Here is a 24,625-nt window from a genome sequence, read left to right as displayed (position 1 = left end):
TTATCCGTTAAACTGATGGGCGTTATAGCGGTAAATATGCAGTTTTAGAGTAGTAAAAAGGGTAGCAAAAAGTACGGAGACGTGGCCGAGCTGGTCGAAGGCACTCCCCTGCTAAGGGAGCATCGGGGCTAAAACTCTGATCGGAGGTTCGAATCCTCTCGTCTCCGCCAGTACTTTTTTCCATTTAAACCCAGCTTTTTAATAAAAAGCTGGGTTTTTTATTGCCTCTTCATAAATATAACCCATTGAATTTAAACAATAAATTTCATTTATTTGCATATTTTGTTGCTTAGCAGCAAATAATTGTTGCAATACAGCAAAATCTTTGTAACAATGGTGCATCGCAACAAAAAACGTTAACCAATTTTTAAAGGAATCATCATGTTTCAAACTCAATTAAACGATCAAATCGCTCAAGCTCAAGCTAAAGCTGTTGAGAATGCAAAACATTTGGCACAAGTAGCAGTTGAAAGTGCTCAAGAGTTGGCAGAAATCAACCAAGCTGCTGCTAAAGATGCATTGGCTGCTGCACAAGACGCTAGCTCACAATTGTTGGCAATCAAGGATCCACAACAATTGGCTAAATTGGCACAACCAGAAGCTGCTCAAGAAGCTGCTAAGTATGCTGCTGCTTACCAAGCTAAAGTAAACAAAGTTGTTCGTAACGGCAATAAAGAAGTTGCTCAAGTAGTTGACGCTTCTATCGATGATGCACGTGACGACTTAGTTAAGTTTGTTAAAGAAGCTACTAAGACTGCTCCTGCTGGTTCTGAGGCATTTGTATCTGCATTCAAAACTGCATTCGAAGCTTCTTTGCAACAATTTGACCAAGTTCGCGCAACTGCTACTGACGCATTCGCAACTTTTGAAAAGAATGTTGACGCTGCATTGGCAAACATTCAAGGTCAATACGCTGTAGCTAAGCCAGCTGCTAAAAGCCGTAAAGCTGCTTAATTAGTTCTTTTGAATCATAAAAAAACCGCCTCCGGGCGGTTTTTTTATTGCTTTGCCATTTATAAATATTAGTAGCTCGTACCATCAACGGCCATGAGATACCCTTTGATATATTGTGGTGGCACAAAGACAATGGTGCTAATGCCAGCTTTGGAAGAGAGGGTCAATTGGAAACCTTCCTTCATACTTTTCTTTAGGAATGCATCACTTAATTTAATAGATAGCAACTCCTTAAAAACGCATCCTCTTGCTTCGCATAGTCCCGCCTCCTTTGAGAGGACTTTGAATGACGCTACAGGTCCATTGAGTAGCGATGCAGAATCGTAATTGCGTACTTGCTTAAAGTAGGTCAGGTGGATTTGCAACTCATAAGACTTTTCACCTTGAGCGGTTTGCTCGCTTCGAAGATTAAACATTTCATAGGTATTGTCTTCATCCATTGAATTAATGGAGGGCCCCAGATAAGACTTTGCGCCAGATGATGTCGCAGTAACGATGGTGGAGTGGTATACATCATTCACCTCCCACGAGCTTATTTTTTTGTCGTTATTAGCGCATCCAATTAGCGCCAAAGATACTGCAATACATAGGGTAAGACGATGCATAAGAGACTCCTTTAATTGATCAAATCATACTATCTCCGAGAAATAACGCCATCTTTATCTGGAGCTTAGACTCCAATTCGAATCCTTCCTAGCGCATTGAATCGTGATCAAACCTAGGGTTTGTCATAGTATAAATACTATACTTCACAACTTCACAAGTTGTGAAGTTGTGATATAGTGTTGCTACTGGGAGATGAAATGAAAAGACAAGTACCGAAAACACATCAAGCTTTGGAGTGGATAGGAAAGGGCATGAGTGCAGCTCAGGCCGCTAGAAAGATGGAGATTTCAGAATCCAGTGTGTATGCCGCCCTTAGAAAAACAAGGGCTCGGGATATGGGTTGCTGTCCAACATGTGGTCATAAGATAAGGAACTAAGATGAAAAAGACTCTATTAGCAGTAGCAACTATCGGTGTCGCAGCATTTGCCTACGCAAATTCCAATACAGATTCATCAGCGTTAGTTAGTCAGCAGTGCAAGATCACTGCAGAGGCAGTTTCTACATTAAAGTCCTTGCAATATGGCAACACGTCGATTCGTAAAGATGTTGCTGGCTTAATTGACCGACATTTAAAAACCCCTGAGAACCGTGAGCTTGCCCACAAAAAGTTAAACCTCATGGTTGACGATAAATCCATTGATGCAGGGACTTTAGAAGTGAAGTATTGTTCTTGAGTCAAGACAGGGCACATGAATAGAATCGCGTTGTGCCCTGAGTGTGGCAATGCCAGGGGCATGTTGGATGCATGCCCTCACTGCGGCACAGCAACGCTGCCGCATTTAACGGTTGACACCGTTGAGCTCAATATAAAAGTAGGGAATCCTTCTGTTGAAGATGCGCTTGATCAATTGGCGCGAAAAATTAGGCTGCTTCAGGAAATGGGTGCTCGGGCTGTGGTCCTTATCCATGGCTATGGCTCTTCAGGAGAAGGAGGGCTCATCAAAAGAGGTGTTCATGAAGCACTTGAAAGTAATCGTTATGCTGATCGAGTAGATGATTATTATTTTGGAGAGCAAGTAGCCTATGGCAGTCCAACATGCAATACTTTGCTTAAACAAAGGCCTGGATTAAAGGCATATTTGAGACACTTTAAGACTGGAAATGCAGGTATGACAGTCCTAATATTGGGGTCTGAATCGAGAAGTGCTTAGAATAGCCAAGAAAAGGGAATTCTTATGACGACTAAAAAACCAGATCACCTGACAAGCAAAGAGCATATTGCCTCTAGTGCAGACCAATTAATTGGTGAATTTAGGGCGCTCATGGCAGACGCCGAAGCCCTCATTAAGGCAACAGAGGATCATCCCAGTGAAACCATTGGTTCAATCAGAAATAAGGCGCTTGAGACCCTTTCTGGTGCCAAGGAAAGCATTTCGAAGCTCGATGGTAATTTGACTGAAAAAGCAAAAGTTGTTGCAGAAGGAGCTGATGACTTTGTGCACCGTAATCCTTGGGAGGCAGTGGGCGTTGCCGCAGGATTGGGCATTCTCATTGGACTATTGATTCGCCGACGCTAGGTACTTATGTCTCAAGAAAATCTGCTTGCTTCTATTAAAGGCCTTGCCAGTACAGGCGTATCTATTGCTCAAACACGCTTAGAGCTTCTATCGGTTGATGCGCAAATCGCCAGAAATAAACTCATTAGTTTGCTGGTATTAATTATTAGCGCATTATTTTTTCTTTTCTTTGGCTTGGTAATGCTGGCCCTACTCATTGTCATATATAGCTGGGAATCTGACCGATTATTCGCTTTGAGTCTGTTAACGGCTGCATTTATAGGAATTGGTCTTGTGTTGGCATTGATCATCAGGCAGTCTATTCGTACTATGCCAAGATTGTTTGAGGCTTCTATCGCTGAGTTAGCAAAAGATAAAGAAGAGTTGTCCCGCTAAATGAATAATTCATTGCAAGCGTTGGAAAAAAGACGCCATATTCTTCAAGAAAGATGTAGTCATGAGCGTCGCGAGCTCGCAGTGCACATGGAACCTTGGGAAAAACCATTATCTTGGGCAGATAAAGGTATTGATGCTTTTCACTTCATCAAGGATAACCCTCTGCTGTGGACTAGCGCATTTGCAGCGCTAGCACATTACAAACCTAAGTTAGCAAGCAAGATTCTCGCTATGGGTTGGGGTGGTGTTAAGGTGCTTAAGAATATAAAGAAATTAGTGTAGAAAGGTTTATTGCTCAGCCTTATACCAAACTTGTGTTCTTCCGAGCATTGGCACCCCAATATAACCCCTGACATCCATCTTCTTGCCATCTTCAGTGCTGAGTTTGACTTTGTAATATTCACCTTCTTTAGGGTCTAAGATTTTCCCGCCAGCCCAGTAGCCTGGCTTTTCTTGTTTTAGGCCGCTCATAATTTTGAGGCCAATAATGGGCTTGTCTTTTAGATCGTCCTTACAGAGATTGCAGTTCACTAAAGGTGTTTCATTAGGCCGTGGAAAAGTTTTGATGATGATGCCTTCTAAATTTCCATTGACTTCTTCAATCTTGATGAGGGAAGCAGGTTGGTTAGTTTTATCATCAATCGTCTTCCAAATACCTATAGCTGGATCAATGTTTTGTGCGTATGCATTGACTCCAAATGCAAAGGCTAGGGTGCAACCTAGGGTGAGGTGTATTAAGCGTTTATTCATAGTGATCTCCAACATTGAGTGACATGAGTCGGTTAGCAAGCAGCAAAAATTCCAGCTGCACCCATACCAGTGCCAACGCACATAGTGACCATAGCGTGCTTTAAATTTCTTCTCTTTAACGCATGAATCGCGGTAGCTGCACGGATTGCTCCTGTTGCGCCTAAGGGATGCCCCAAGGCAATTGCACTACCTAACGGATTGACTTTGCTTGGGTCTAAATTTAAATCCCGTATTACTGCAAGCGATTGAGCGGCAAATGCTTCATTAAGCTCAATCCAATCAATGGCGTCTTGCGATAAGCCAGCAAGCTTAAGCGCTGCGGGGATGGCTTCTTTTGGTCCAATTCCCATGATTTCAGGGGGAACGCCTTTCACTGCGAAACTTACAAAGCGTGCTAGTGGCGTGAGTCCAAAGGTTTTGATAGCTTTTTCACTTGCTAGTATGAGCGCGCCCACACCATCTGATGTTTGCGAGCTATTACCAGCGGTTACCGTTCCTTTTACAGCAAAAGGAGATTTGAGTTTTGCTAAGCTTTCTAAAGAAGTATCCATTCTTGGACCCTCATCTTGATTGAAGGTATTCCACGCAATCTCTACTTTACCTTTTGCAATATCCATCTGGCGCTTGGCAATGTTCACAGGAAATATTTCTGAATTAAATTCACCGGCAGCCTGAGCTGCAATTGCTTTTTGATGAGATGCCAATGCAAATGCATCCTGATCTTCACGAGAAATTTTCCATTGCTGAGCAACTTTTTCTGCGGTAAGACCCATGCCATAGGCTATACCGATATTCTCATCGCCTACAAAGATCTCGGGAGATAGAGAAGGTGTATTACCACCCATCGGAACCATACTCATTGATTCAACGCCACCAGCAATCATGACATCTGCTTCGCCGACTCGAATGCGATCGGCGGCCATGGCAATCGCATTCAGACCAGATGAGCAAAAGCGATTAATGGTTACGCCGCCAACGGTGTTGGGTAAGCCACCTAAAAGAAGGCCTATACGAGCGATATTGAGTCCTTGCTGCGCTTCAGGCATTGCGCAACCAATGATGGCATCCTCAATTGCTGCTGGATCAAGCGTCGGAACTTGTTTGAGTGCATGCTGTAAAGCATTGCCCAATAGATCATCCGGTCTAGTATTTTTTAAGGATCCGCGCCCAGCCTTACCAACTGCGCTACGAGTGGCGGCTACGATATATGCGTCTTGTATTGGTTTCATTTGTCGTTCTTTCTATTAATTGCGAACAGGCTTGCCGTTCTGTAGGAGGCCCATGATGCGCTCCATGGTTTTGGGGTGCGCTATCAGCTCAACAAAAGCTTGACGTTCTAATTTCAATAGCCATTCTTCGGTAACCAGTGTGCCGGCATCTACATCGCCACCAGAAATAATCTCAATAATTTTTTGGGCAATATGTGCATCATGTTCTGAAATAAATCCACCATCGCGAAGATTGATAACTTGCCCCATTACAGTAGAGGCTACTGAGCGACCACCCACGGGAATCAGGCTCGGAATAGGGGGTTTATATCCGGAGTACCGCATTGCTTTGACTTCATTTTGTGCCAATGCAAGAAGTTCATAGACGTTGGGAACGATAATGTCGCCCTTTTGGAGATAAGCCATCTTCATGGCTTCTTGCGCCGATGATGAGACTTTTGCCATTGCTGCGTTTTCAAAAGAGGCCTTGGTGAAATCGAGATAATTTGTGCTTCCCGCGAGGCTGACACCTTGTGCGGCGCGAATAGCGGCTTCTTTTAATCCTCCGCCTGCAGGCAACAAGCCTACACCTACCTCTACTAAACCAATGTAACTCTCAATGGCAGCTACCCGACGAGCGGATTGCATTACGAGTTCACAGCCCCCACCAAGAGCGATGCCAGATACAGCGCTCACTACGGGTACTTGTGAGTATTTCACGCGCATCATAGTGTCTTGAAATAACTTGACGAATGGCTCTACACCAGCTGGTCCACCTTTCATCACCATTGGTAAAGCTGCCTCTAAATTAGCGCCTGCAGAAAATGGCCCACCTGGCGTACCCAGCTTTAAAGAGGATGGCTGCCAAATGACTAAACCAGCATAGCTTGCTTCAGCAAGTTCTACAGCTTTTTGAATACCGTTTAAAACATCAGGACTGATGGTATTCATTTTGGATTTAAATGAGGCAATTAATACATTCGGTTCATCCGGGGATACCCAGGCGCGCAGGTCTGGATTCTCGTAAATGGTGCTGCCCACGGTTTTTGGATCGGGTGATCCATCTCCAAATAACGGCGCTCTGAAACGTTGACGCTCATATACAGGTAGGGAGGAACGAGGAACGTAACGCATTTCAGATGCAGACCAGGAGCCCTTGGGAGTATGAAAGGCCTGGCTTTGCGCAACAGGCCCCTGAAAAAGCCAATCAGGTAAAGGAGTGTTGCTTAATGCTTTGCCCTGAGCAATATCCTCGTTGATCCAATTGGCTACTTGAGAAATTCCTGCTGCTTGCCAATCCTCAAAAGGGCCTTTATCCCAGCCATAACCCCAACGCATTGCAAAATCAATTTCTCTTGCAGATTGCGCTATATTTTCCAACTGAATTGCGCAGTAATGAAAAATGTCCCGATATATAGCCCATAAGAATTGGGCTTGGGGATCATCTGTTTCGCGTAGCAAGCTGAGTCGTTCGGCAATCGGTTTTTTGAGAATGCGCTCAACTAAAGGGTTGATGCTAGCTGTAGAAGGTTTGTACTCTCCTGATTGGGCATCAAGAACGAGCACATTTTTACCTTCCTTGCGATAAAAACCTGCTTTTGTCTTTTGACCTAAGGCGCCTTTCGATATGAGCTGCTTAACAACTTCTGGTACCTTAAAGAGTGTGGTGAATGGATCAGACTGCAGTGAGTCTTCCATTGTTTTAATGACATGCGCCATCGTATCAAGGCCAACAACATCACTTGTTCTAAACGTAGCGGATTTTGCGCGCCCTAATTTGCTGCCGGTGATGGCATCGACCGCATCAAATCCAAGACCAAATTTTTTCGCCTCCTGAAATACAGCCAGTATGGAAAAAACGCCCACCCGATTGCCAATAAAGTTCGGCGTATCTTTTGCTCTCACCACACCTTTGCCCATGGAAGTGGTCATAAAAGTCTCTAGAGCATCTAATACCTCGGGGGAAGTATTTTCTGTAGGAATTAATTCAAGTAAATGCATGTAACGAGGTGGATTAAAAAAATGCACTCCGCAGAATCGTTGCTTCAAGTCTCCAGAAAATCCTTTGCTTAACTCGCCAATCGAGAGGCCAGAGGTGTTGGTGGCAAAAATGGCGTGTGCAGGTATAAACGGCGCTACTTTTTCATAAAGAGCATGCTTCCAGTCCATGCGCTCAGCAATCGCTTCAATGATCAGATCGCAATCACCTAGTAGTGGGAGGTGGTCTTCATAGTTAGCCGCAGTAATCAGGTCCGCGCTGCTTGGCAAGCCGAGGGGAGAGGGCTTTAACTTCTTGAGATTTTCAATTGCCTTGAGTGCAATGGCATTCTTGTTGACAGTTTTACCATCATTGCTGGTAGTGGGTAGATCAAATAAGACCACTGGTATTCCCACGTTGACACAGTGCGCCGCAATTTGCGCACCCATCACGCCTGCACCTAGAACGGCGATTTTTTTGATATTTTTATTGGCAATCATTTTTATTCCTTTAAAACAATTCGACAGGCATTGTCATGAGGGGTTTGGATCCAGCACGAGCTTGCCTAATTAAGGTCGCTGTTTCCGGCAGTAACTTCGCAAAGTAAAAGCGTGCTGTAGCCAATTTGGCAGTGTAGAAGGAGTCACCAGACGCTTCCTTATCCAACGCTATCTTCGCCATGCGAGCAAATAAATAGGCATAAATGAGGTGTCCAACTACTCGCAAATAAGGAACAGCAGCAGCACCAACTTCTTCGGTATCAAGCATGGCTTTCATGCCAATTTCTTTTGTGAGTTTTTCTACTTTGCTGGCAATATCAGCCAAAGGGTCGATGAATTCCTGCATGTTTTTGCGCACGCCTTCATCTTCAATAAATTGCTCAATTATCTTGCCAAACTTAGTGAGCTTTTTACCCATATCACCAAGCACTTTACGTCCCAATAAATCGAGAGATTGAATCGTATTGGTTCCTTCATAAATCATATTGATTCGAGCATCTCGCACAAATTGTTCCATGCCCCATTCGGCAATGTAGCCGTGACCACCAAAGACTTGTAAGCCCTCATTGGTTGCGTTAAATGCGTTATCCGTCAGAAAGGCTTTCACGATGGGGGTTAACAAGGAAACCATTTCATTGGTTTCGGTGCGGACGGACTCGTCTGGGTGAGATAACTCTGTATCAATCATCAAGGCAACCCAATAAGCAAATGCGCGTGCGCCCTCTGCATAAGCCCGTTGTGTTAATAGCATGCGCCGCACATCAGGATGAACAATGATGGGATCGGCAACTTTTTCTGGTTCGGTGGCGCCTTTTAGGCTGCGCATTTGTAAGCGCTCTTTGGCATAAATGACGGAGTTTTGATAGGCAACTTCAGTTAAACCTAAGCTTTGCAAGCCTACGCCAAGACGTGCAGCATTCATCATGACGAACATCGCGTTAAGACCTTTATTAGGTTCTCCCACTAACGTGCCTATAGCTCCATCAAAGTTCATCACACAAGTGGCATTGCCGTGTATGCCCATTTTGTGTTCCAGCGAGCCACATGTAACAGCATTACGACTGCCGATAGAACCATCGGCTTGAATATTCCATTTAGGCACTGCAAATAGTGATATTCCTTTGGTTCCCTTTGGTGCATCAGGTAGTCGCGCTAGAACGAGATGGACGATGTTTTGCGCTAAATCGTGTTCTCCACTAGAAATAAAAATTTTTGTGCCAGTGATCGCATAAGTTCCATCAGGCTGTGGTTCCGCTTTCGTTTTTAAGATTCCTAAATCAGTGCCACACTGTGGCTCTGTAAGGCACATAGTGCCAGTCCATTGTCCAGAAACTAATTTATCCAGATAGATTTTCTTTTGTTCATCAGTGCCGTGTGCATGCAAGCACTCGTAAGCCCCATGAGAAAGTCCGGGATACATTGTCCATGCCTGATTTGCAGAATTCAGGGTTTCATATAGAGCGGTATTGATTAACTGAGGTAGACCCTGTCCACCATATTGTGGATCGCACGAAAGGGCTGGCCATCCGCCATCAATATATTGTTGATAAGCTGATTTAAAGCCCTCTGGAGTAGTGACAGATCCATCATCAAGTCGTTTACAACCCTGACGATCACCAATTTGGTTCAAAGGAAAAACAACCTCGCTTGCAAATTTACCGGCTTCTTCAATGATCTGATTGATAGTTCCTTGGTCGATTTCTTTGTGTGCAGGTAACTGGGCATAAGTCTTGTCTGCAGTAAGCAATTCATGAATGACAAATTGCATATCTCGAAGAGGGGGTGTGTATGTTGGCATATCAGTTCCGATAACTAAATGAAATGGTGATGTTGATGTATGGGTTGTGAATAGTTTTGCAAGAAAAAATAAGCAATAAATAACGTCTCAATGAGTTGCCTTATAGGTGCTCAATATTTGTTTAATTAATTTATTAGCAGTTGACAGGCTTTTGGGGTTGTCCAGGAAGCGCGAATCGTGATGGGCTCCTAGAACGATGCTATAGATTTGAAATAAGAGTGCATTCGCATCCACATTTTTTTGTAAATGACCAATGGCGATGGATTCTTGAATGGCGCGAAGTAGGGCAGAGCGCCACTGCTGGACACTTTTAATGAGTTCGTCTCGCACAATTCCGGGGCGATCATCAAATTCTGCAGCGCCTGCTATGAAGAAACAGCTAGAAGTATTTTCTCCAACACTCATCCGCAACCAGGAGTTAATCATGTGGTTTAGACGTGGCAAACCCTTTGGCTTTAATAGTGCCGATTGAAAAACCAACTCTTGAAAGGAGCGGTGATAGGCGCGCACCACCTCAACTTGTAATTCTTCGCGTGAGCCAAAGTGTGCAAAGACACCACTTTTACTCATATTTACCTTATCGGCCAAAGCTCCAATGGTGATTCCTTCTAAACCAGATTTGTTGGCAATATCTAATGCAGCATCAAGAATGAGTGTTTTGGTAAGAGATCCTTTTTTGGGAGATTGACCCTCAGCACTCTCTAAATTAACCCTAACTTGAATCATGTTTTTGTCTTTGTATGAACCAATGTTGTAAAAATAATACGATCGTTCGTTTATATTACCGTAAACCTAACTGAAGTAAATACGTCATGAATGACCCTATAGACCAAGGGATTTATGCTCTTTTATGGGTTGAGACAGCGCTAACTAGATGGTTAGGCAATATTTGGTGCAGCACAGCAATGTATTTGGGGAAAACCCGAGCATCACATTTTTATGAATTTCATTACATTGGCATTCAAGGTATTTAATCTACCTGACCACAATTAACTAAAAGGAAGAGACATGAAGCAATTCAAATTGACCGCAGTTGCACTCGCACTAACCGCTACTGCAGCAGGTTCTGCAATGGCCCAATCCGCTAAAGCAAATGCATGGGAAGGTGCGTATGGACAGGTTGGCGTTGGATTTGGCGTATTTAGCCCATCCATTAGTAACGGCACCCCAACTTATCCTAGGCCTTATTCAGCAATTCCTGCTGCAATGTCTACTTCTAGTATTAACAATGTCAACACTGGTCTAGTGAATTTAGGCGCCGGTTATAACTGGGGTATCAACGATAAATTTGTGCTTGGTATTGGTGCAACTTACTACCCAGGTGCAAGCTCTTCTGCAACCGGTACTCTGAGCGTACGTCAAACTACCGGCATTAGTGCCTACAACGCTCTTAACAGCTCTACCCAGGCTACCTATAACGTGAAGAACCTTTACAGCATTGTCTTAACACCGGGCTATGTGATTGATAAAGATAGATTGGCCTACGCTAAGGTTGGCTATACAGGCGCTACCATTGGTTTGTCATCCTCAGTATTGCCTTACCAAGAGACCAATCTTTCTGGCGTATCTCTTGGCTTAGGCTACAAGCAAATGGTGACATCTTCATGGTACGCATTCGGTGAGGTGAACTATGCTTCTTACGGCAAGACAACCACATCAACCACATCAACCAATGGCGTTCGTTTCAACAACGTTGGCATTGGTGGCACTGGTACCGACATCTTGGTGGGTGTTGGATATCGTTTCTAATTTGCATTGATTGCAAGCAAAAGCCCTCTCTCATGAGGGCTTTTTTATTGGACTAGTGTATTTTTAATATTCAAAATGATTAGAATGATTTCGTAGGGCGATACTGCATTTAGTGCATTCATAATAAATTTATATAAATATTTCGAGACAAGGTATCTAACATGGCCAATCCCTCAAAACCTTGGTTAAAAAACTATCCTGATGGCGTGCCGCCAGAAGTGGATTATTCGGGATACACCTCTCTCTTAGAGATGTTTGAGGAGGCCTTTACCCAATATCCTGAGCGTGATGCTTGCGAGTTTTTGGGTAAGCGCATGAACTATCGACAGCTAGATAGTCACTCAAAGCATTTTGCATCTTACCTTCAGTCGCTGGGACTTGAATCGGGTGCAAGAGTGGCCATTATGTTGCCCAATGTATTGCAATTTCAGATTGCGATGCTGGGGGTATTAAGAGCTGGATTTGTTGTGGTGAATGTCAATCCACTTTACACGGCAAGAGAGCTTGAATATCAGTTGAAGGACAGTGGTGCAAGCGCTTTAGTCATTTTGGAAAACTTTGCTCATGTTTATCAAGATGTGATGAAAAGTGCGCCCATCAAGCATGTAGTAGTGACATCTATTGGGGAAATGATTGGTTTAAAGGGCGCTATTGTTAATTTTGTCGTACGTAATATTAAAAAAGCTGTTCCCAAGTGGGATGTCCCGCAACATATAAGCTTTACCAGTGCCTTGGATGCTGGCGCGCGTCATCATTGGACTAAGCCAAATAAAACGCAAGATGATATTGCTTTTCTGCAATACACCGGTGGTACCACTGGAGTATCTAAGGGGGCGATATTGTTGCATCGGAACATTTTGGCGAATGTGCTGCAAACAGAGTTGTGGTTAGAGCCTGCGTTAAAGCGCAAGCCTGTTGGTCAGTTGGTGTTCTTGTGCGCATTGCCTCTGTATCATATTTTTGCATTGACTGCATGCTCAGTTCTGGGGATGCGCAAGGGCGGTTTGCTCGTACTTGTACCAAATCCTCGTGATTTCGATAGCTTTATTAAGCTTTTAAAGAAGCATCCAGATATCAATATTTTTCCGGGTGTAAATACCTTGTTCAATGCCTTATTGCATAAACCAGAATTTGCGTCTGTAAAGTTGCCTAACTTACTTGCAACAATTGGTGGTGGTATGGCGATGCAAAAAGTAGTGGCCGATCACTGGCAAGAGGTCACAGGAGCTCCTATCGCTGAAGGTTACGGTCTATCAGAAACTTCACCAGTAGCGTGTGTGAATTCTCCACTGATTGAGCGATTTACTGGTTATATTGGTTTACCTGTTCCGAGCACCGAAGTAGTGATTCTGAATGATGATGGAGTTGAGGTGCCTTTTGGTACACCAGGGGAGATATGTATCAGGGGTCCTCAAGTAATGGCGGGATATTGGAACAAGCCAGAAGAAACAAAGAATGTCATGACGGCGGATGGTTTTTTTAAGTCCGGTGATATTGGCATCATGAACGAAGATGGTTTTACCAAAATCGTTGATCGCAAAAAGGACATGATTTTAGTATCCGGTTTTAACGTCTATCCAAATGAGGTTGAAGAGGTTATTGCTTTAGTGCCGGGAGTGTTGGAGTGCGCAGTGATTGGTGTGCCCGATGATGATTCTGGAGAGGCTGTAAAAGCCTTTATCGTCAAAGCAGATGATGCTTTGACAGCAGAGGCAGTTCTCGAGTTTTGCAAAGAGCAGTTGACTAATTACAAGCGACCCAAACATATTGTGTTTCGCAAAGATTTACCTAAGACCAACGTTGGGAAGATTTTGCGTAGAGAGTTACGCAATCTATGAGGAGTAAGCATCTTCCTCAAGTGCTGCAGGGGTTGCGCATGCCCGTTATTGCCGCACCCATGTTCACAGTAAGTTATCCAGAATTGGTGAAAGCGCAATGTCGGGCGGGTATTGTTGGCTCCTTTCCTGCGTTAAATGCTCGCCCTGCGGAGCTCTTAGATGAATGGTTAACGCAAATTCAGGAGGAATTACAAGCTTATCAAGCCAAGTATCCAGAACGCAAAGTCGGGCCCATAGCGGTAAATCAGATTGTGCATGTTTCCAATACCCGCCTTGAGCGCGATATGCAAATCTGCGTGAAACATCGAATACCGATCTATATCACTAGTCTTAGAGCGCCTATTAAGGAGATGATTGATGCTGTACATAGCTACGGAGGCATCGTACTGCATGATGTGATTAGTTTGCGTCATGCAGAAAAAGCGCTTGAAGCTGGTGTTGATGGTTTGATTCTTGTAGCCGCAGGTGCTGGTGGACATGCGGGTGGCCTATCTCCTTTTGCTTTGGTTGGTGAAGTGCGAAAAATATTTTCTGGCCCAATTGTGTTGTCGGGCTCTATTAGCAACGGATCTGCCGTACTTGCTGCTAATGCTATGGGTGCAGATTTTGCTTATATGGGAACCCGGTTCATTGCTAGCCAAGAGGCCCATGCCACCGAGGCCTACAAGCGGGCTATTGTGGAAGCAAATGCATCGGACATTGTCTATACGGATTATTTCACTGGCATATTAGGCAATTACATTAAAAAAAGCATTGAGAATGCGGGTTTAGACCCAAATCATTTACCGGCTGGTGATCCAGGGGCGTTTGCCAAGCTTTCGCAAGAAAATAAAGATGGTGGTGCCAGCAAAGCATGGAAAGATATCTGGGGTGCCGGTCAGGGTGTTGGGCTCATAGATAATGTACCCACCGTAGCCCAAATCGTAGATACCTTAGAGCAAGAATATAGAGATGCTAAAAAGAGTCTACTGAGTTAGCAACCCTATTAAACACTCTAAAGGAAAATGTGATGTTGTGGATTGGCGCATTCCTGTTCTATTTGTACGGCGTGATTACTGTCATTGTCTTTGCGTCGGCGATTTTGCTGCTCATCCCCTTTACAAAATCTAATACGCGCTATCAAGTAGGGGTCATTTGGTGCAAGTTGGCCCTATGGGTACTATCAAAACTGTGTGGAGTACGGTATCGAGTGGAAGGTTTGGAAAATATCCCAAATCATGCGCATACACCATTAATTGTTTTAGGTAAGCACCAATCCGCATGGGAAACGATTGCATACCCAGCAATTTTGCCTAATGAGCTTTGTTTTGTATTTAAACGTGAATTATTGCTGTTGCCATTCTTTGGTTGGGCATTAGGCTCGCTAGGAATGATTCACATCAATCGAGGTGATCGCGAAAAAGCGCGCGAAGCTGTTGCAAAACAAGGTAAACAGTGCTTGGCAGAGGGTAAGTGGATCACTATTTTCCCTGAAGGTACAAGGACTCCAAGAGGTTCCGTAAAGCCTTATCGTCGTGGTGGCGTGCGTTTAGCGATGAGCACTGCAACGAATATATTACCTATCGCTCAAAACTCCGGCCTTCTGTGGCCACGAAATACGTTTGTAAAGCTACCAGGATTAATTACCGTATCGATTGGTCCCGTTATCACAGTGGCTGGAAAAACAGAGGATCAGATTCAGCTAGAGGTTGAAAGCTGGATTGAAGGAGAGATGCGCCGCTTGGATCCCACAGCCTATGAGCGGTAGTTTTAGCCAATAAAATTTGTATGCACATTGCAAACGAATTTGATTACATTGTGATTGGCGGAGGTTCAGCTGGATCGGTAGTCGCTTCGCGATTAAGTGAATCAGGCCAGGATTCTGTTGCTTTATTTGAAGCGGGCGGAAAAGGGAATAGTGTTATTGTGAGGACACCCCTAGCTGCCGTAGCAATGTTGCCAACGAAGTTGAACAACTATGCTTTTGAGACTGTTCCTCAGTCAGGTTTAAATGGACGTAAAGGATATCAGCCTCGAGGCAGGTGTTTAGGTGGATCATCGGCAATTAATGCCATGATCTATACCCGAGGCCATGCCTCAGACTATGACCACTGGGCGCAGCTTGGTAATGCCGGATGGTCTTATAAAGACATGCTCCCATATTTCATCAAGAGCGAGAGGAATGCGAACCTAAAAGACTCTTATCACGGCACTGATGGCCCATTGCAAGTGTCACATTTACGCTCTGATCATCCCTATCAAAATATATTTCTCACTGCGGCACAGCAAGTAGGTTTTCCTCTTTGTAATGACTTCAATGGTTCAGAGCAAGAAGGGTTGGGGATATACCAAGTCACGCATGTGGATGGTGAACGATGTAGCGCTGCAAGAGCGTATTTATTTCCCTATCTTGGAAAACGTCGCAACTTGTACATCCATACGAATGTATTAGTAGAGAAAATCGTCGTTGAATCTGGTCGCGCTATTGGCATCATCTATCAACAAAATGGCGTTCAACAAACTGTACGGGCTCGCAAGGAAGTCATCCTGTGTGCCGGGGCAATACAGTCGCCACAACTGCTTATGCTTTCTGGTATTGGGCCTAAGGAGCATTTACAGGAGTTGAATATCCCCGTAGTGATGGACCTGCCAGGGGTAGGTCAGAATCTGCAAGATCATCCAGACTTTATTTTTGGATATGAAGCAAAAGATATAAGTTTGGTTGGTATTTCCGCTGCAGGCACCTTGAAGTTGGCAAAAGAATTTTTGCGGTATTTAAAACTTCGTAGAGGTATGTTTGCCAGTAATTTTGCTGAAGCGGGAGGATTCTTAAAAACCGATCCCAGTTTAGTTGCGCCAGATATACAGTTGCATTTTGTAGTTGCTTTGGTGGATGATCATGCTCGAAAAATGCGCATGGGACACGGCTATTCATGTCATGTTTGTGTATTAAGACCATACAGCAGGGGGCGGATTAGATTAGCAAGTCGTGATCCTAGTGCGTCGCCATTCATCGACCCGGGATTCCTGTCAGATGAACGCGATATGGATACGATGGTCCAGGGATTTAAGCTCACTCGCCAATTAATGGACGCACCAGTGTTTCAGAAAATTCGCAGCCGTGAAGTATTCACATCACGTGCACAAACAGATCAGGATATTCGAGATCTGATTCGTCAAAGGGCAGATACCGTGTATCACCCGGTTGGAACTTGCAAAATGGGCAATGATTCAATGGCTGTAGTTGACTCCCGGCTTTGCGTAAAAGGTATAAAGGGCCTCAGAGTTGTGGATGCATCGATCATGCCCACATTAATCGGTGGCAATACCAATGCACCAGTAATAGCCATTGCTGAGAAGGCGGCCGATATGATTACTGCGGATCAAAAAGGCTGATTTAGGATATTTTTTTACGTATATAAAGCGTTTTAGTCACACGTGCAATGACTTCGCCAGTTGTGCTGAGAATATCTACTGAATAATCCTTCAATATTTTCTCTCCTGATTGTGCTTCATTGCGAATTTCATCAATTTGCTCTTGGGTAATATGAAATCGCGCGCTCACATTCGTCCTACCGGGCTTTAAGAATTCAATTTTTGCAGCTCTATCCCAAATGATGTATTCCTTGCCAAGATTCTGAGAAAACATCATCATAAAAAATGGATCGGTCATGGCAAAGAGGCTGCCACCAAAATGAACGCCAACAATATTGCGGGTTAATAATCGGTACTTCAGGGTTACTTTAGCGCTACGAAAATCATTGCTGATTTCATCAACATGAATACCTGCGCCCCAAAAAGGGGGCCACAGATTCATGCCATGTTTTAGTAAGCTTGCATTCACTGTTTCAGATCTCTGTATTTATTTATTTCTTGCCAGGAACTTTTCCGATGATGTTGGGCGCTCTTAAAAAATCAAAATCGACCCCTTGATCTGCCTGTGTGACGGTATCTAAGAAGAGTTTTTTGTAGCCGCGCTCAGCACTAGGCACTACAACTGGATTTTCTTTTGCTCGTTTTGCCAATTCTTCATCAGAAATTAATAAACTGATTTCACGTTCTTTAACGCTTAAACGAATGCGATCACCACTTTGGACATATGCTAATGGTCCGCCTACTGCAGACTCTGGAGTCACATGCAGCACAATGGTGCCATAGGCGGTACCACTCATACGACCATCAGAGATGCGAACCATATCTTTCACGCCAGCGCGAGCTAACTTCATGGGGATGGGAATATAGCCTGCTTCAGGCATGCCTGGAGCGCCTTTTGGGCCAATATTCTTGAGCACCAAAATATCCTCTGCTGTGACATCTAAATCAGGGCTATCAATACGATTGGCTAAATCTTCGGCATTCTCAAATACGACTGCACGGCCCACATGCTCCATGAGTTTTTCATTGGCAGCCGATTGCTTAATGATGGCGCCACCCGGTGCAAGGTTGCCATGCAATACCGCAATACTGCCGCGCGGATAGATGGGTTTATCAAAGGGGCGAACCACATCTTGTTTAAAGCTAGGAGGCGCTGCATCAATTTCTTCACCCAGGGTTCTGCCAGTGACAGTCATTGCGTTCAGTTTTAACAAAGGCTTGAGCTCACGAAGAAGGGTGGTCATACCTCCCGCATCATGAAAGTTTTCCATATAGTGATCGCCCGATGGCTTCAGATCGAGCAATACTGGGGTTTCATTGCCCATATGATCTAAGGCGTTTAGATCAATTTCTAAGCCCATGCGCCCAGCAATCGCTGCTAAATGCACTATGCCGTTGGTTGACCCGCCAATAGCCAATAACACTCTCATGGCATTCTCAAAAGCATCGGCTGTCAGAATCTTGTCAATGGTTAAGCCATCTTTGGCCATTTGAACAGCTCGAGTCCCTGTCTCCTCTGCAATGCGAATGCGATCGGCAGTCACTGCGGGTGGTGAAGCGCCGCCTGGAACAGTCATTCCCAAAGCTTCTGCAATGCAAGCCATGGTGCTGGCTGTTCCCATCACAGAGCATGTGCCAACACTAGCCACTAACTTTTCATTGACTTCATCTTTTTCGATAGCATCAATCTCGCCAGCACGAAATTTTCCCCAATATCTACGACAGTCAGTGCAAGCGCCAACACGTTCAGAATGATGTGACCCGGTAAGCATTGATCCAGTAATGAGTTGTATAGCAGGCAAACCAGCAGAAGCGGCTCCCATTAATTGCGCTGGCACCGTTTTATCGCATCCACCAATCATGACCACTGCATCCATCGGTTGAGCACGGAGCATCTCTTCTGTATCCATCGACATGAGGTTACGCAAATACATACTGGTTGGAGAGGCAAAGCTCTCATGTATTGAGATAGTGGGAAAGTCCATAGGTAAGCCGCCGGCAAGCATCACTCCGCGTTTGACCGCCTCTATGAGTTGCGGCATATTGCCGTGACAAGGGTTATACGAACTGCCTGTATTAATAATGCCAATGACGGGGCGATCTAATGCACTATTGGTGTAACCTGCGCCTTTGATAAATGCTTTGCGTAAAAAAAGAGAAAAATCTTTATCGCCATAACTTGTTAAGCCTTTGCGAAGACCCTGTTCGGTAGGGCTCTTATCTTTTGGTGTCTTAGTCATGGTTGTCTCTTATAGTCTTTGTATTAAGCTGATTGTATTGGCGTGTATCGTACACTTAAGGAGTGCCACCCCAACGATATTGCCATGAAACCGCTATCGCGTTATAGCTAGTATCTGTTTTTGAGTAGACCCCTTTCCCGCCAGTAATGCGGATGGAGTTTTGTCTATCAATGGGGTATGAGAAGGTGCCACCAAAGCGCCAATTTTCTTGAATGCCGTTAACAGCTAGCCCGTTCACATAAGTTTGACCGCCAGTGAAGTAAGTAAGGTCAGCAGAAATCCAGGCAGTATTAGGGAAGTAGTAGATTGCATGCGTCTCGCCCGAATAGATTGGATTTTGAGATAGGGTATTGTTGCCCATGAAATTATTATTGCTCGTATAGATCGTCGCCATACCAGCCAATTCCAATCGCCATGGTCCAAGTGCTTGTGAAAAACCCATAGCAGGCTGAATAAGGGAACGATTTGCCCCTACATTAATCATTTGGCTACTGTTGTACTGTCCCCAAGGTATGGTTGCTGCTACACTCGCACCGATAATTAAGTCCTGCTGATAATTTTTGAATTCACTATTGTTGAGTGCAGGCGCCCCATAAAGATTGAATGAGGCCTTGATCATTGGATCAGAAAGGCCTTCGGCTGAAGCATTAATCGTTTGTCCACCTAGCTGACCCGTACCGGTGAGCTCAGAGTAGGGTAGTAGGAGTGTGATGCGACTAGATTGCCCGCCGACATCAAGGACGTGCGTCAAGCTCAGTGCTTGAGTATTTAGTGTATAGGTTCCGCTCTTGGCTTGCGCAAGTCCGCCGGTGACAAAGTTCATGCCAATTGGCGCATTAGAATAAGCGCGCGCTTCAATTTCTTGACTATAGGCATTCCCACATATGACTGAAATGACGAACGCCATGAGCAAAGGTGGCATGCGAACCAGCATACTTAGCGCGCGGAATAAAGACGGATCCATCACCAAGTCTATTGATCGGCAATGTTTTTATTGCCAAATAACAAGGCGATGAAATTGTCTTTGCCCATTAAGATTAAAGCGCCAGTAAACACGAGGTAGGGAACGACGATTAGCCAATATAGGATCGACATAGCTAGGATTTTTAATGGATCGGATTGACCAAAAGCGGCCAAGGATTCAATAAAGTTCCTACCATGGATAACGCCATCAATTCCTGCTTCAAGATAGTTGAGGGCTAAAACTATCATCAGATAGATTAATGATTCTATAAGCAGTGATCTCACAATGCCATGATGTTTGGTCACTTTAATGGGAAAAATGGCTTGTCCAACAAGCATAAATTTTGCAGTGATTGCAGCCTTGACGATCGCAAAGCCAAATATCGATAATGGAATAGGGCGTTCCTCAAGTGCCGTTACTGCTAAAAATGCAAGAGCGCAAAACCACAATCCAAAATAGATTGATAAAGCAAATGCTTTTTTTGCTTCCTCTATAAGTGCTTCTTTGATATTGCGTTTTGAAGAGGGTATTGGAGGCGCGGTCATTTCAAGCGGCAAAGCTTATGCATTGCAACAGGATTCACCGCTTGAGCAAGATGCAGTGCTTTCCATAGGGGCAGCATCTTGAGTGTAGCGAGCAATGTACGCTTTTTTACTTTTCAGATTGAGCTGAATCCAAACAAAGTGCCCAGATCCTGGTGCAACACTAATAGGCTCACCTTGCATATTCCACATGGACTCTAAGGTGATGTCTTGGTTGCCACTTGGCTCAATCACTTCAAGTTTGTCACCCACTGAGAAACGATTCTTCACGTCGATCTTTACTCGGCCAGTATTTTGATCAACTTCTAAAGTTTCGCCAACATAAAGACTTCTGCCTGAGAGAGAATGGCCGCGCATATAGAGTTGATACTCTTTATCGTGGTGGCGCTCATAAAAACCATCGGTATAGCCACGATTTGCCAATCCCTCTAGATTGCCTAGCAAGGCGGTATTAAATGGTTTACCAGCTACTGCATCATTCATTGCAGCGCGATAAGCTTGACAGGTGCGCGCTACGTAGTAAGGGGATTTAGTGCGACCTTCAATCTTGAATGAGTCAACTCCCATTTTTGTTAATCGCTCAATATGCTCGATTGCGCGTAAATCTTTGGAGTTCATGATGTAGGTGCCATGCTCATCCTCTTCCATGGGCATCAAGTCATCAGGACGGCGAGACTCTTGCAGCAATACCACATCACCGCTTTGGTTTTGTTGGCCTGGTTTGACTTTATAGTCCCAGCGGCAAGCATTAGTGCAGGCTCCTTGATTAGAGTCGCGATGAGACATATATCCCGAGAGGAGACAGCGTCCGGAGTAGGCAATACATAAGGCACCATGGACAAAAACTTCTAATTCCATCTCTGGACAATCCTGTCGCACTTCCTCAATCTCATCAAAAGAAAGTTCACGGGAGAGAATGACCCGACTGATACCAACAGAGCGCCAGAATTTAGCAGATGCACCGTTTACTGTATTGGCCTGAACGGAGAGGTGAATCGGCATATCTGGCCATGCTTCTCTAGCCATCATGATGAGCCCTGGATCTGACATGATGAGCGCATCGGGTTTTAATGCCACTACTGGAGACATATCCCGAATATAGGTGCGGGTCTTAGCGCCATGCGGAAGTAAGTTGGATACCAGATAAAACTTTTTGCCTAAATCATGGGCAGTATCGATACCTTGCTTGAGAACCTCAATTTTTCCAAAGTCATTATTTCGGACTCTTAATGAATAGCGAGGTTGACCAGCATAAATTGCATCCGCTCCGAAATCGAAAGCGGTTTCGAGCATCTGTAAGCTGCCAGCAGGAGCAAGGAGTTCCGGTGTTTTCATGATTGAAGCATTTTAATGCTGGCCGAGGTATTTTGCCCGTCTCATCCAGGATTACTGGTGTATTTGAGGCTAATTGTGATGTAAGGCGAATGAAAGCTGTTCCGCCATGAAAAAAGGGCCTAGATTGCTCTAGACCCTTATCGCATTTGGCTCCTCGACCTGGGCTCGAACCAGGGACCTACGGATTAACAGTCCGGCGCTCTACCGACTGAGCTATCGAGGAATAAGCCGATATTATAGCAAGATGCAATCACTACTTCCTACTTCTGTGCAGATCCCTAAAGTACTGACCATTGCTGGTTCGGACAGCGGTGGCGGGGCCGGTATTCAGGCCGACCTGAAAGTCATCACTGCTTTGGGTGGCTATGGGATGACGGTGATTACCGCCATTACTGCCCAAAACACCCTGGGCGTGTCTCGCATTCAAGATATAGATCTTGATGTAGTGGAGGCTCAATTGGATGCCGTGATGACAGACATTGGCGCTGATATTGTCAAAATCGGCATGTTAGCAAGTCCCGAAATTGTTCAGGTAGTAGCGCAAGGGTTACGTAAACATGGCATCAAAAGAGTGGTCTTAGATCCTGTATTGCGGGCCACTTCGGGTGCAAGTTTGGGGGGTGATGATACTGCGCAAGCAATGATCAATGAGTTGTTTCCTTTGGCTACACTCATTACACCAAATTTAGATGAAGCTTCTTTATTATTAGGTCGCGATATTCATGGTCCTAATGATTTCGCTTTGGCCGCTCAAGAATTACTTGACTTAGGTCCGCAGGCTGTTTTGATAAAAGGCGGTCATCTCGATGCCAGTCATACACAAATCACAGATTTCTTAACATGGCGTTCCGTTGAAGATCATCTAGAAGTTGTGCAATCAAAAGTGTTTAAACACTATCGCGTCAATACTACTAATACTCATGGAACAGGTTGTTCTTTGGCAGCTGCCATTGCCACTTATTTAGCGGGCGGGCATGATTTAGAGCATGCTGTTGCAAAGGCGATAGCCTTTGTTGAAGCAGGATTAGAGGCGGGTAAATTCCTTAGCATTGGCGAGGGTCCTGGGCCCTTATGGCATATGCATGATTTCTTTCCAACCGCATTGCGCAATGAAAAAGATATTCTCTAATCAATAACTAGACCAGATCTAAGCCTGCATCAATTCCTGTAAGTGCTTAACGGCAGCTTTTGGATCCTTTGCTTGTGTAATTGCTCTCACTACAGCAACAGAACCAACACCACTCTTGGCAACAGCATGAATGCTGTCTTGATCTATGCCGCCAATTGCCACTAATGGATAGTGACTCATGAGCTTGGCATATTGATATAGTCTGCCTAATCCTTGCGGGGCTGTTGGCATCTTTTTAAGGTTAGTCGCAAAAACAGCGCCCATAGCAATATAGCTAGGGCAAAACCGATCTGCATGAGCGAGCTCAGCGTAACCATGCGTACTGATTCCCAATCTTAATCCTGCAGCACGAATTTCTTCTAGATTGGCTGTTTCAAGATCTTCTTGTCCTAAATGCACGCCATAAGCCTCTGCATCAACGGCTTCTTCCCAATAGTCATTAATAAATAGCAGAGTTTTGCTGCCCTCAGTAGCCTTAACAGCCTCTTTAATTTGTTTGCGTATTTTGAAACGATCTTCTGATTTGTAACGTAACTGTACGGTAGGGATTTCGGCTTCAACCATGCGCTTTACCCAATCCGCGTCGGGCATCACGCCATATAGTCCTAGACGCTTTGGACATTCCTTAAAGGCATTTGGATTCATATTGCGCGTCCATGGCAGTAAATCAAAATGCTCAGGTCTACTTGGCCATTTGAATGGATTAAATCCTCCATCTTGCAATGTCATGCGCGACCATGCCCGACCTAAAACTTTGGCGTCTTCCTCAATAAATCCCATTTCAACAGCTGCAAGTGCACCAGCGAGCTCGTAATGATCGACCGCAGCTTCATTATCAATGCGCGGAGGGGGTGAGCCAATAGAAAATTTCGGAATAGGAATACATAAGTCATCTTGACGATGAGCCTGAATAATTTGATCAGCGAGGTCGCGAATGAGGCTCATATTTTTATCCTCACGCTTGATGCCAGAAAGGGGTGCCAACCAAAGGCGTGCTGGCCTGTGCAGATTCTTGTGGCTTCATTGCGCCAGAAAGATAGGCAGTGCGCCCCGCGGTTACTGCTGTTGAAAATGCCTCAGCCATTGCAATGGGATCATTAGATAGCGCAACTGCTGTATTTAACAGGACTGCGTCAAATCCCCATTCCATAACAGTGCAAGCATGTGAGGGTAGTCCAAGACCAGCATCCACAATCAGCGGAACTTGAATGCGATCTCGTAGTAATTTCATGGCGTAGGGATTCAGTGGTCCTTGCCCTGTACCAATTGGCGCAGCCCATGGCATTATTGCTTGGCAGCCAGCGTCCACTAAACGCTGACAGACAATTAAATCTTCGGTGCAGTAGGGGAGCACTTTAAATCCATCTTTAATGAGGGTTTGTGCAGATTCCACAAGACGTAAAGTATCTGGCTGAAGAGTGTAATCATCGCCAATCAGTTCCAGTTTGATCCAATCTGTCTCAAAAACTTCTCGGGCCATTTGCGCAGTAGCAATTACTTCTTGTGGGCTATGACAACCAGCGGTATTGGGTAACACGGGCACTGCCATTTTCTTCAGTAAGTCCCAAAAGCCGCTATGCGCATCTGTGGTACTGGTACCTTGTCGACGAAGACTCACTGTAATCATGGCAGGATGCGAGGCGCGGACCGCATCTTCGAGGACTTGTGGCGATGGGTAGCGCGAAGTGCCTAGTAATAAGCGACTTGAAAAGCTCTCGCCGTACAACACGAGCGCATCAGCACTATTAAGATTATTGGGTAAAGGAGCTGTCATAAATATTTCAAAC

At 44.8% G+C, this 24,625-nt stretch carries 26 protein-coding genes and 2 tRNA genes; 13 read left to right on the top strand and 15 right to left on the bottom strand.

Going from position 1 to position 24,625, the window contains the following annotated elements; genetic code table 11:
• Positions 1-75: 75 nt before the first annotated feature.
• Positions 76-170, top strand: a tRNA-Ser gene (locus KIH43_RS00565).
• Between the two features lie 28 nt (positions 171-198).
• On the opposite strand, the gene KIH43_RS00560 is transcribed toward KIH43_RS00565, so the two are convergent.
• A complete protein-coding gene (locus KIH43_RS00560) occupies positions 199-390 on the bottom strand; it encodes a hypothetical protein (RefSeq protein WP_297716685.1) in 192 nt (63 codons plus the stop codon).
• On the opposite strand from KIH43_RS00560, the gene KIH43_RS00555 reads away from it, so the two are divergent.
• Positions 382-954: a phasin family protein gene (locus tag KIH43_RS00555; RefSeq protein ID WP_296968965.1), complete on the top strand. Its 573-nt coding sequence runs from the start codon at positions 382-384 to the stop codon at positions 952-954. The genes KIH43_RS00560 and KIH43_RS00555 overlap by 9 nt on opposite strands.
• 68 nt (positions 955-1,022) lie before the next feature.
• On the opposite strand, the gene KIH43_RS00550 is transcribed toward KIH43_RS00555, so the two are convergent.
• The gene (locus tag KIH43_RS00550) at positions 1,023-1,559 is read right to left on the bottom strand and encodes a hypothetical protein (protein WP_297716683.1); all 537 of its coding nucleotides are present in this window, start codon (positions 1,557-1,559) and stop codon (positions 1,023-1,025) included.
• Positions 1,560-1,938: 379 nt separating this feature from the next.
• Here KIH43_RS00550 and KIH43_RS00545 point away from each other — a divergent pair, with 379 nt between their 5' ends.
• From KIH43_RS00545 to KIH43_RS00525, 5 genes are read left to right on the top strand one after another with little or no spacing between them, the layout of a single operon-like run.
• The gene (locus KIH43_RS00545; protein ID WP_296968960.1) at positions 1,939-2,235 is read left to right on the top strand and encodes a hypothetical protein; all 297 of its coding nucleotides are present in this window, start codon (positions 1,939-1,941) and stop codon (positions 2,233-2,235) included.
• A 15-nt stretch (positions 2,236-2,250) separates the two neighbouring features.
• Entirely contained in the window at positions 2,251-2,712 is a 462-nt protein-coding gene (locus tag KIH43_RS00540; protein ID WP_297716681.1) for a Smr/MutS family protein, read from the top strand.
• Between the two features lie 24 nt (positions 2,713-2,736).
• Positions 2,737-3,078 carry a DUF883 family protein gene (locus KIH43_RS00535; RefSeq protein WP_297716679.1) on the top strand — a complete coding sequence of 114 codons (342 nt, stop codon included), beginning with the start codon at positions 2,737-2,739 and terminating at the stop codon, positions 3,076-3,078.
• Positions 3,079-3,084: 6 nt separating this feature from the next.
• Positions 3,085-3,453, top strand: a complete 369-nt coding sequence (locus tag KIH43_RS00530; protein ID WP_296968955.1) for a phage holin family protein — start codon at positions 3,085-3,087, stop codon at positions 3,451-3,453.
• On the top strand, positions 3,454-3,735 hold the full coding sequence (locus KIH43_RS00525) for a YqjK-like family protein (protein WP_297716677.1): 282 nt from the start codon (positions 3,454-3,456) through the stop codon (positions 3,733-3,735). It begins immediately after the preceding gene.
• 6 nt (positions 3,736-3,741) lie between these two features.
• Here KIH43_RS00525 and KIH43_RS00520 read toward each other — a convergent pair whose 3' ends face one another.
• From KIH43_RS00520 to KIH43_RS00500, 5 genes are all read right to left on the bottom strand, one after another.
• Positions 3,742-4,203: a DUF2147 domain-containing protein gene (locus KIH43_RS00520; protein ID WP_296968949.1), complete on the bottom strand. Its 462-nt coding sequence runs from the start codon at positions 4,201-4,203 to the stop codon at positions 3,742-3,744.
• A gap of 32 nt (positions 4,204-4,235) precedes the next feature.
• Positions 4,236-5,432: an acetyl-CoA C-acyltransferase gene (locus KIH43_RS00515; protein ID WP_297716675.1), complete on the bottom strand. Its 1,197-nt coding sequence runs from the start codon at positions 5,430-5,432 to the stop codon at positions 4,236-4,238.
• A gap of 15 nt (positions 5,433-5,447) precedes the next feature.
• Positions 5,448-7,889: a 3-hydroxyacyl-CoA dehydrogenase/enoyl-CoA hydratase family protein gene (locus KIH43_RS00510; RefSeq protein WP_297716673.1), complete on the bottom strand. Its 2,442-nt coding sequence runs from the start codon at positions 7,887-7,889 to the stop codon at positions 5,448-5,450.
• Between the two features lie 10 nt (positions 7,890-7,899).
• Positions 7,900-9,687: an acyl-CoA dehydrogenase C-terminal domain-containing protein gene (locus KIH43_RS00505; RefSeq protein WP_297716672.1), complete on the bottom strand. Its 1,788-nt coding sequence runs from the start codon at positions 9,685-9,687 to the stop codon at positions 7,900-7,902.
• A gap of 87 nt (positions 9,688-9,774) precedes the next feature.
• Positions 9,775-10,413 carry a TetR/AcrR family transcriptional regulator gene (locus KIH43_RS00500; protein ID WP_296968943.1) on the bottom strand — a complete coding sequence of 213 codons (639 nt, stop codon included), beginning with the start codon at positions 10,411-10,413 and terminating at the stop codon, positions 9,775-9,777.
• A gap of 282 nt (positions 10,414-10,695) precedes the next feature.
• On the opposite strand from KIH43_RS00500, the gene KIH43_RS00495 reads away from it, so the two are divergent.
• The 5 genes from KIH43_RS00495 to KIH43_RS00475 all read left to right on the top strand — a co-directional run bounded on the left by KIH43_RS00495 (position 10,696) and on the right by KIH43_RS00475 (position 16,649).
• Positions 10,696-11,436, top strand: a complete 741-nt coding sequence (locus tag KIH43_RS00495) for an outer membrane beta-barrel protein (RefSeq protein WP_296968942.1) — start codon at positions 10,696-10,698, stop codon at positions 11,434-11,436.
• A 161-nt stretch (positions 11,437-11,597) separates the two neighbouring features.
• Positions 11,598-13,274, top strand: coding sequence for a long-chain-fatty-acid--CoA ligase (locus KIH43_RS00490; protein WP_297716669.1), 1,677 nt, complete (start codon positions 11,598-11,600; stop codon positions 13,272-13,274).
• Positions 13,271-14,251 carry a nitronate monooxygenase family protein gene (locus tag KIH43_RS00485; protein ID WP_297716668.1) on the top strand — a complete coding sequence of 327 codons (981 nt, stop codon included), beginning with the start codon at positions 13,271-13,273 and terminating at the stop codon, positions 14,249-14,251. The genes KIH43_RS00490 and KIH43_RS00485 overlap by 4 nt, the downstream gene beginning before the upstream one ends.
• Positions 14,252-14,283: 32 nt before the next feature.
• Entirely contained in the window at positions 14,284-15,021 is a 738-nt protein-coding gene (locus KIH43_RS00480; RefSeq protein WP_297716666.1) for a lysophospholipid acyltransferase family protein, read from the top strand.
• Between the two features lie 26 nt (positions 15,022-15,047).
• The gene (locus KIH43_RS00475; protein ID WP_297716709.1) at positions 15,048-16,649 is read left to right on the top strand and encodes a choline dehydrogenase; all 1,602 of its coding nucleotides are present in this window, start codon (positions 15,048-15,050) and stop codon (positions 16,647-16,649) included.
• 1 nt (position 16,650) lies between these two features.
• On the opposite strand, the gene KIH43_RS00470 is transcribed toward KIH43_RS00475, so the two are convergent.
• The 6 genes from KIH43_RS00470 to KIH43_RS00445 all read right to left on the bottom strand — a co-directional run bounded on the left by KIH43_RS00470 (position 16,651) and on the right by KIH43_RS00445 (position 21,932).
• Positions 16,651-17,070: a DUF4442 domain-containing protein gene (locus KIH43_RS00470; RefSeq protein ID WP_297716664.1), complete on the bottom strand. Its 420-nt coding sequence runs from the start codon at positions 17,068-17,070 to the stop codon at positions 16,651-16,653.
• A 49-nt stretch (positions 17,071-17,119) separates the two neighbouring features.
• Positions 17,120-18,868, bottom strand: a complete 1,749-nt coding sequence (locus KIH43_RS00465; protein ID WP_297716662.1) for an IlvD/Edd family dehydratase — start codon at positions 18,866-18,868, stop codon at positions 17,120-17,122.
• 55 nt (positions 18,869-18,923) lie between these two features.
• Positions 18,924-19,832 carry a transporter gene (locus tag KIH43_RS00460; protein WP_297716660.1) on the bottom strand — a complete coding sequence of 303 codons (909 nt, stop codon included), beginning with the start codon at positions 19,830-19,832 and terminating at the stop codon, positions 18,924-18,926.
• An 8-nt stretch (positions 19,833-19,840) separates the two neighbouring features.
• Positions 19,841-20,377: a hypothetical protein gene (locus KIH43_RS00455; protein WP_297716658.1), complete on the bottom strand. Its 537-nt coding sequence runs from the start codon at positions 20,375-20,377 to the stop codon at positions 19,841-19,843.
• Between the two features lie 15 nt (positions 20,378-20,392).
• Entirely contained in the window at positions 20,393-21,712 is a 1,320-nt protein-coding gene (locus tag KIH43_RS00450; protein ID WP_366069207.1) for a U32 family peptidase, read from the bottom strand.
• Positions 21,713-21,856: 144 nt separating this feature from the next.
• Positions 21,857-21,932 (bottom strand) — tRNA-Asn (locus KIH43_RS00445).
• A gap of 21 nt (positions 21,933-21,953) precedes the next feature.
• Between KIH43_RS00445 and thiD the strand changes: the two genes are divergently transcribed.
• The gene (thiD, locus tag KIH43_RS00440; protein ID WP_297716655.1) at positions 21,954-22,838 is read left to right on the top strand and encodes a bifunctional hydroxymethylpyrimidine kinase/phosphomethylpyrimidine kinase; all 885 of its coding nucleotides are present in this window, start codon (positions 21,954-21,956) and stop codon (positions 22,836-22,838) included.
• Between the two features lie 18 nt (positions 22,839-22,856).
• On the opposite strand, the gene thiE is transcribed toward thiD, so the two are convergent.
• Together thiE and KIH43_RS00430 are read right to left on the bottom strand one after the other, a co-directional pair.
• Positions 22,857-23,783 (bottom strand): thiamine phosphate synthase, encoded by a 927-nt coding sequence (gene thiE, locus KIH43_RS00435; RefSeq protein ID WP_297716653.1) that lies wholly within the window; start codon positions 23,781-23,783, stop codon positions 22,857-22,859.
• Between the two features lie 10 nt (positions 23,784-23,793).
• Positions 23,794-24,612, bottom strand: a complete 819-nt coding sequence (locus tag KIH43_RS00430; protein ID WP_297716652.1) for a thiazole synthase — start codon at positions 24,610-24,612, stop codon at positions 23,794-23,796.
• Positions 24,613-24,625: the final 13 nt, after the last annotated feature.

Origin of the sequence: Polynucleobacter sp. (assembly GCF_018500155.2) — a bacterium.
Lineage (GTDB): Bacteria > Pseudomonadota > Gammaproteobacteria > Burkholderiales > Burkholderiaceae > Polynucleobacter.
This window is presented reverse-complemented; position numbering and strand designations above follow the sequence as displayed.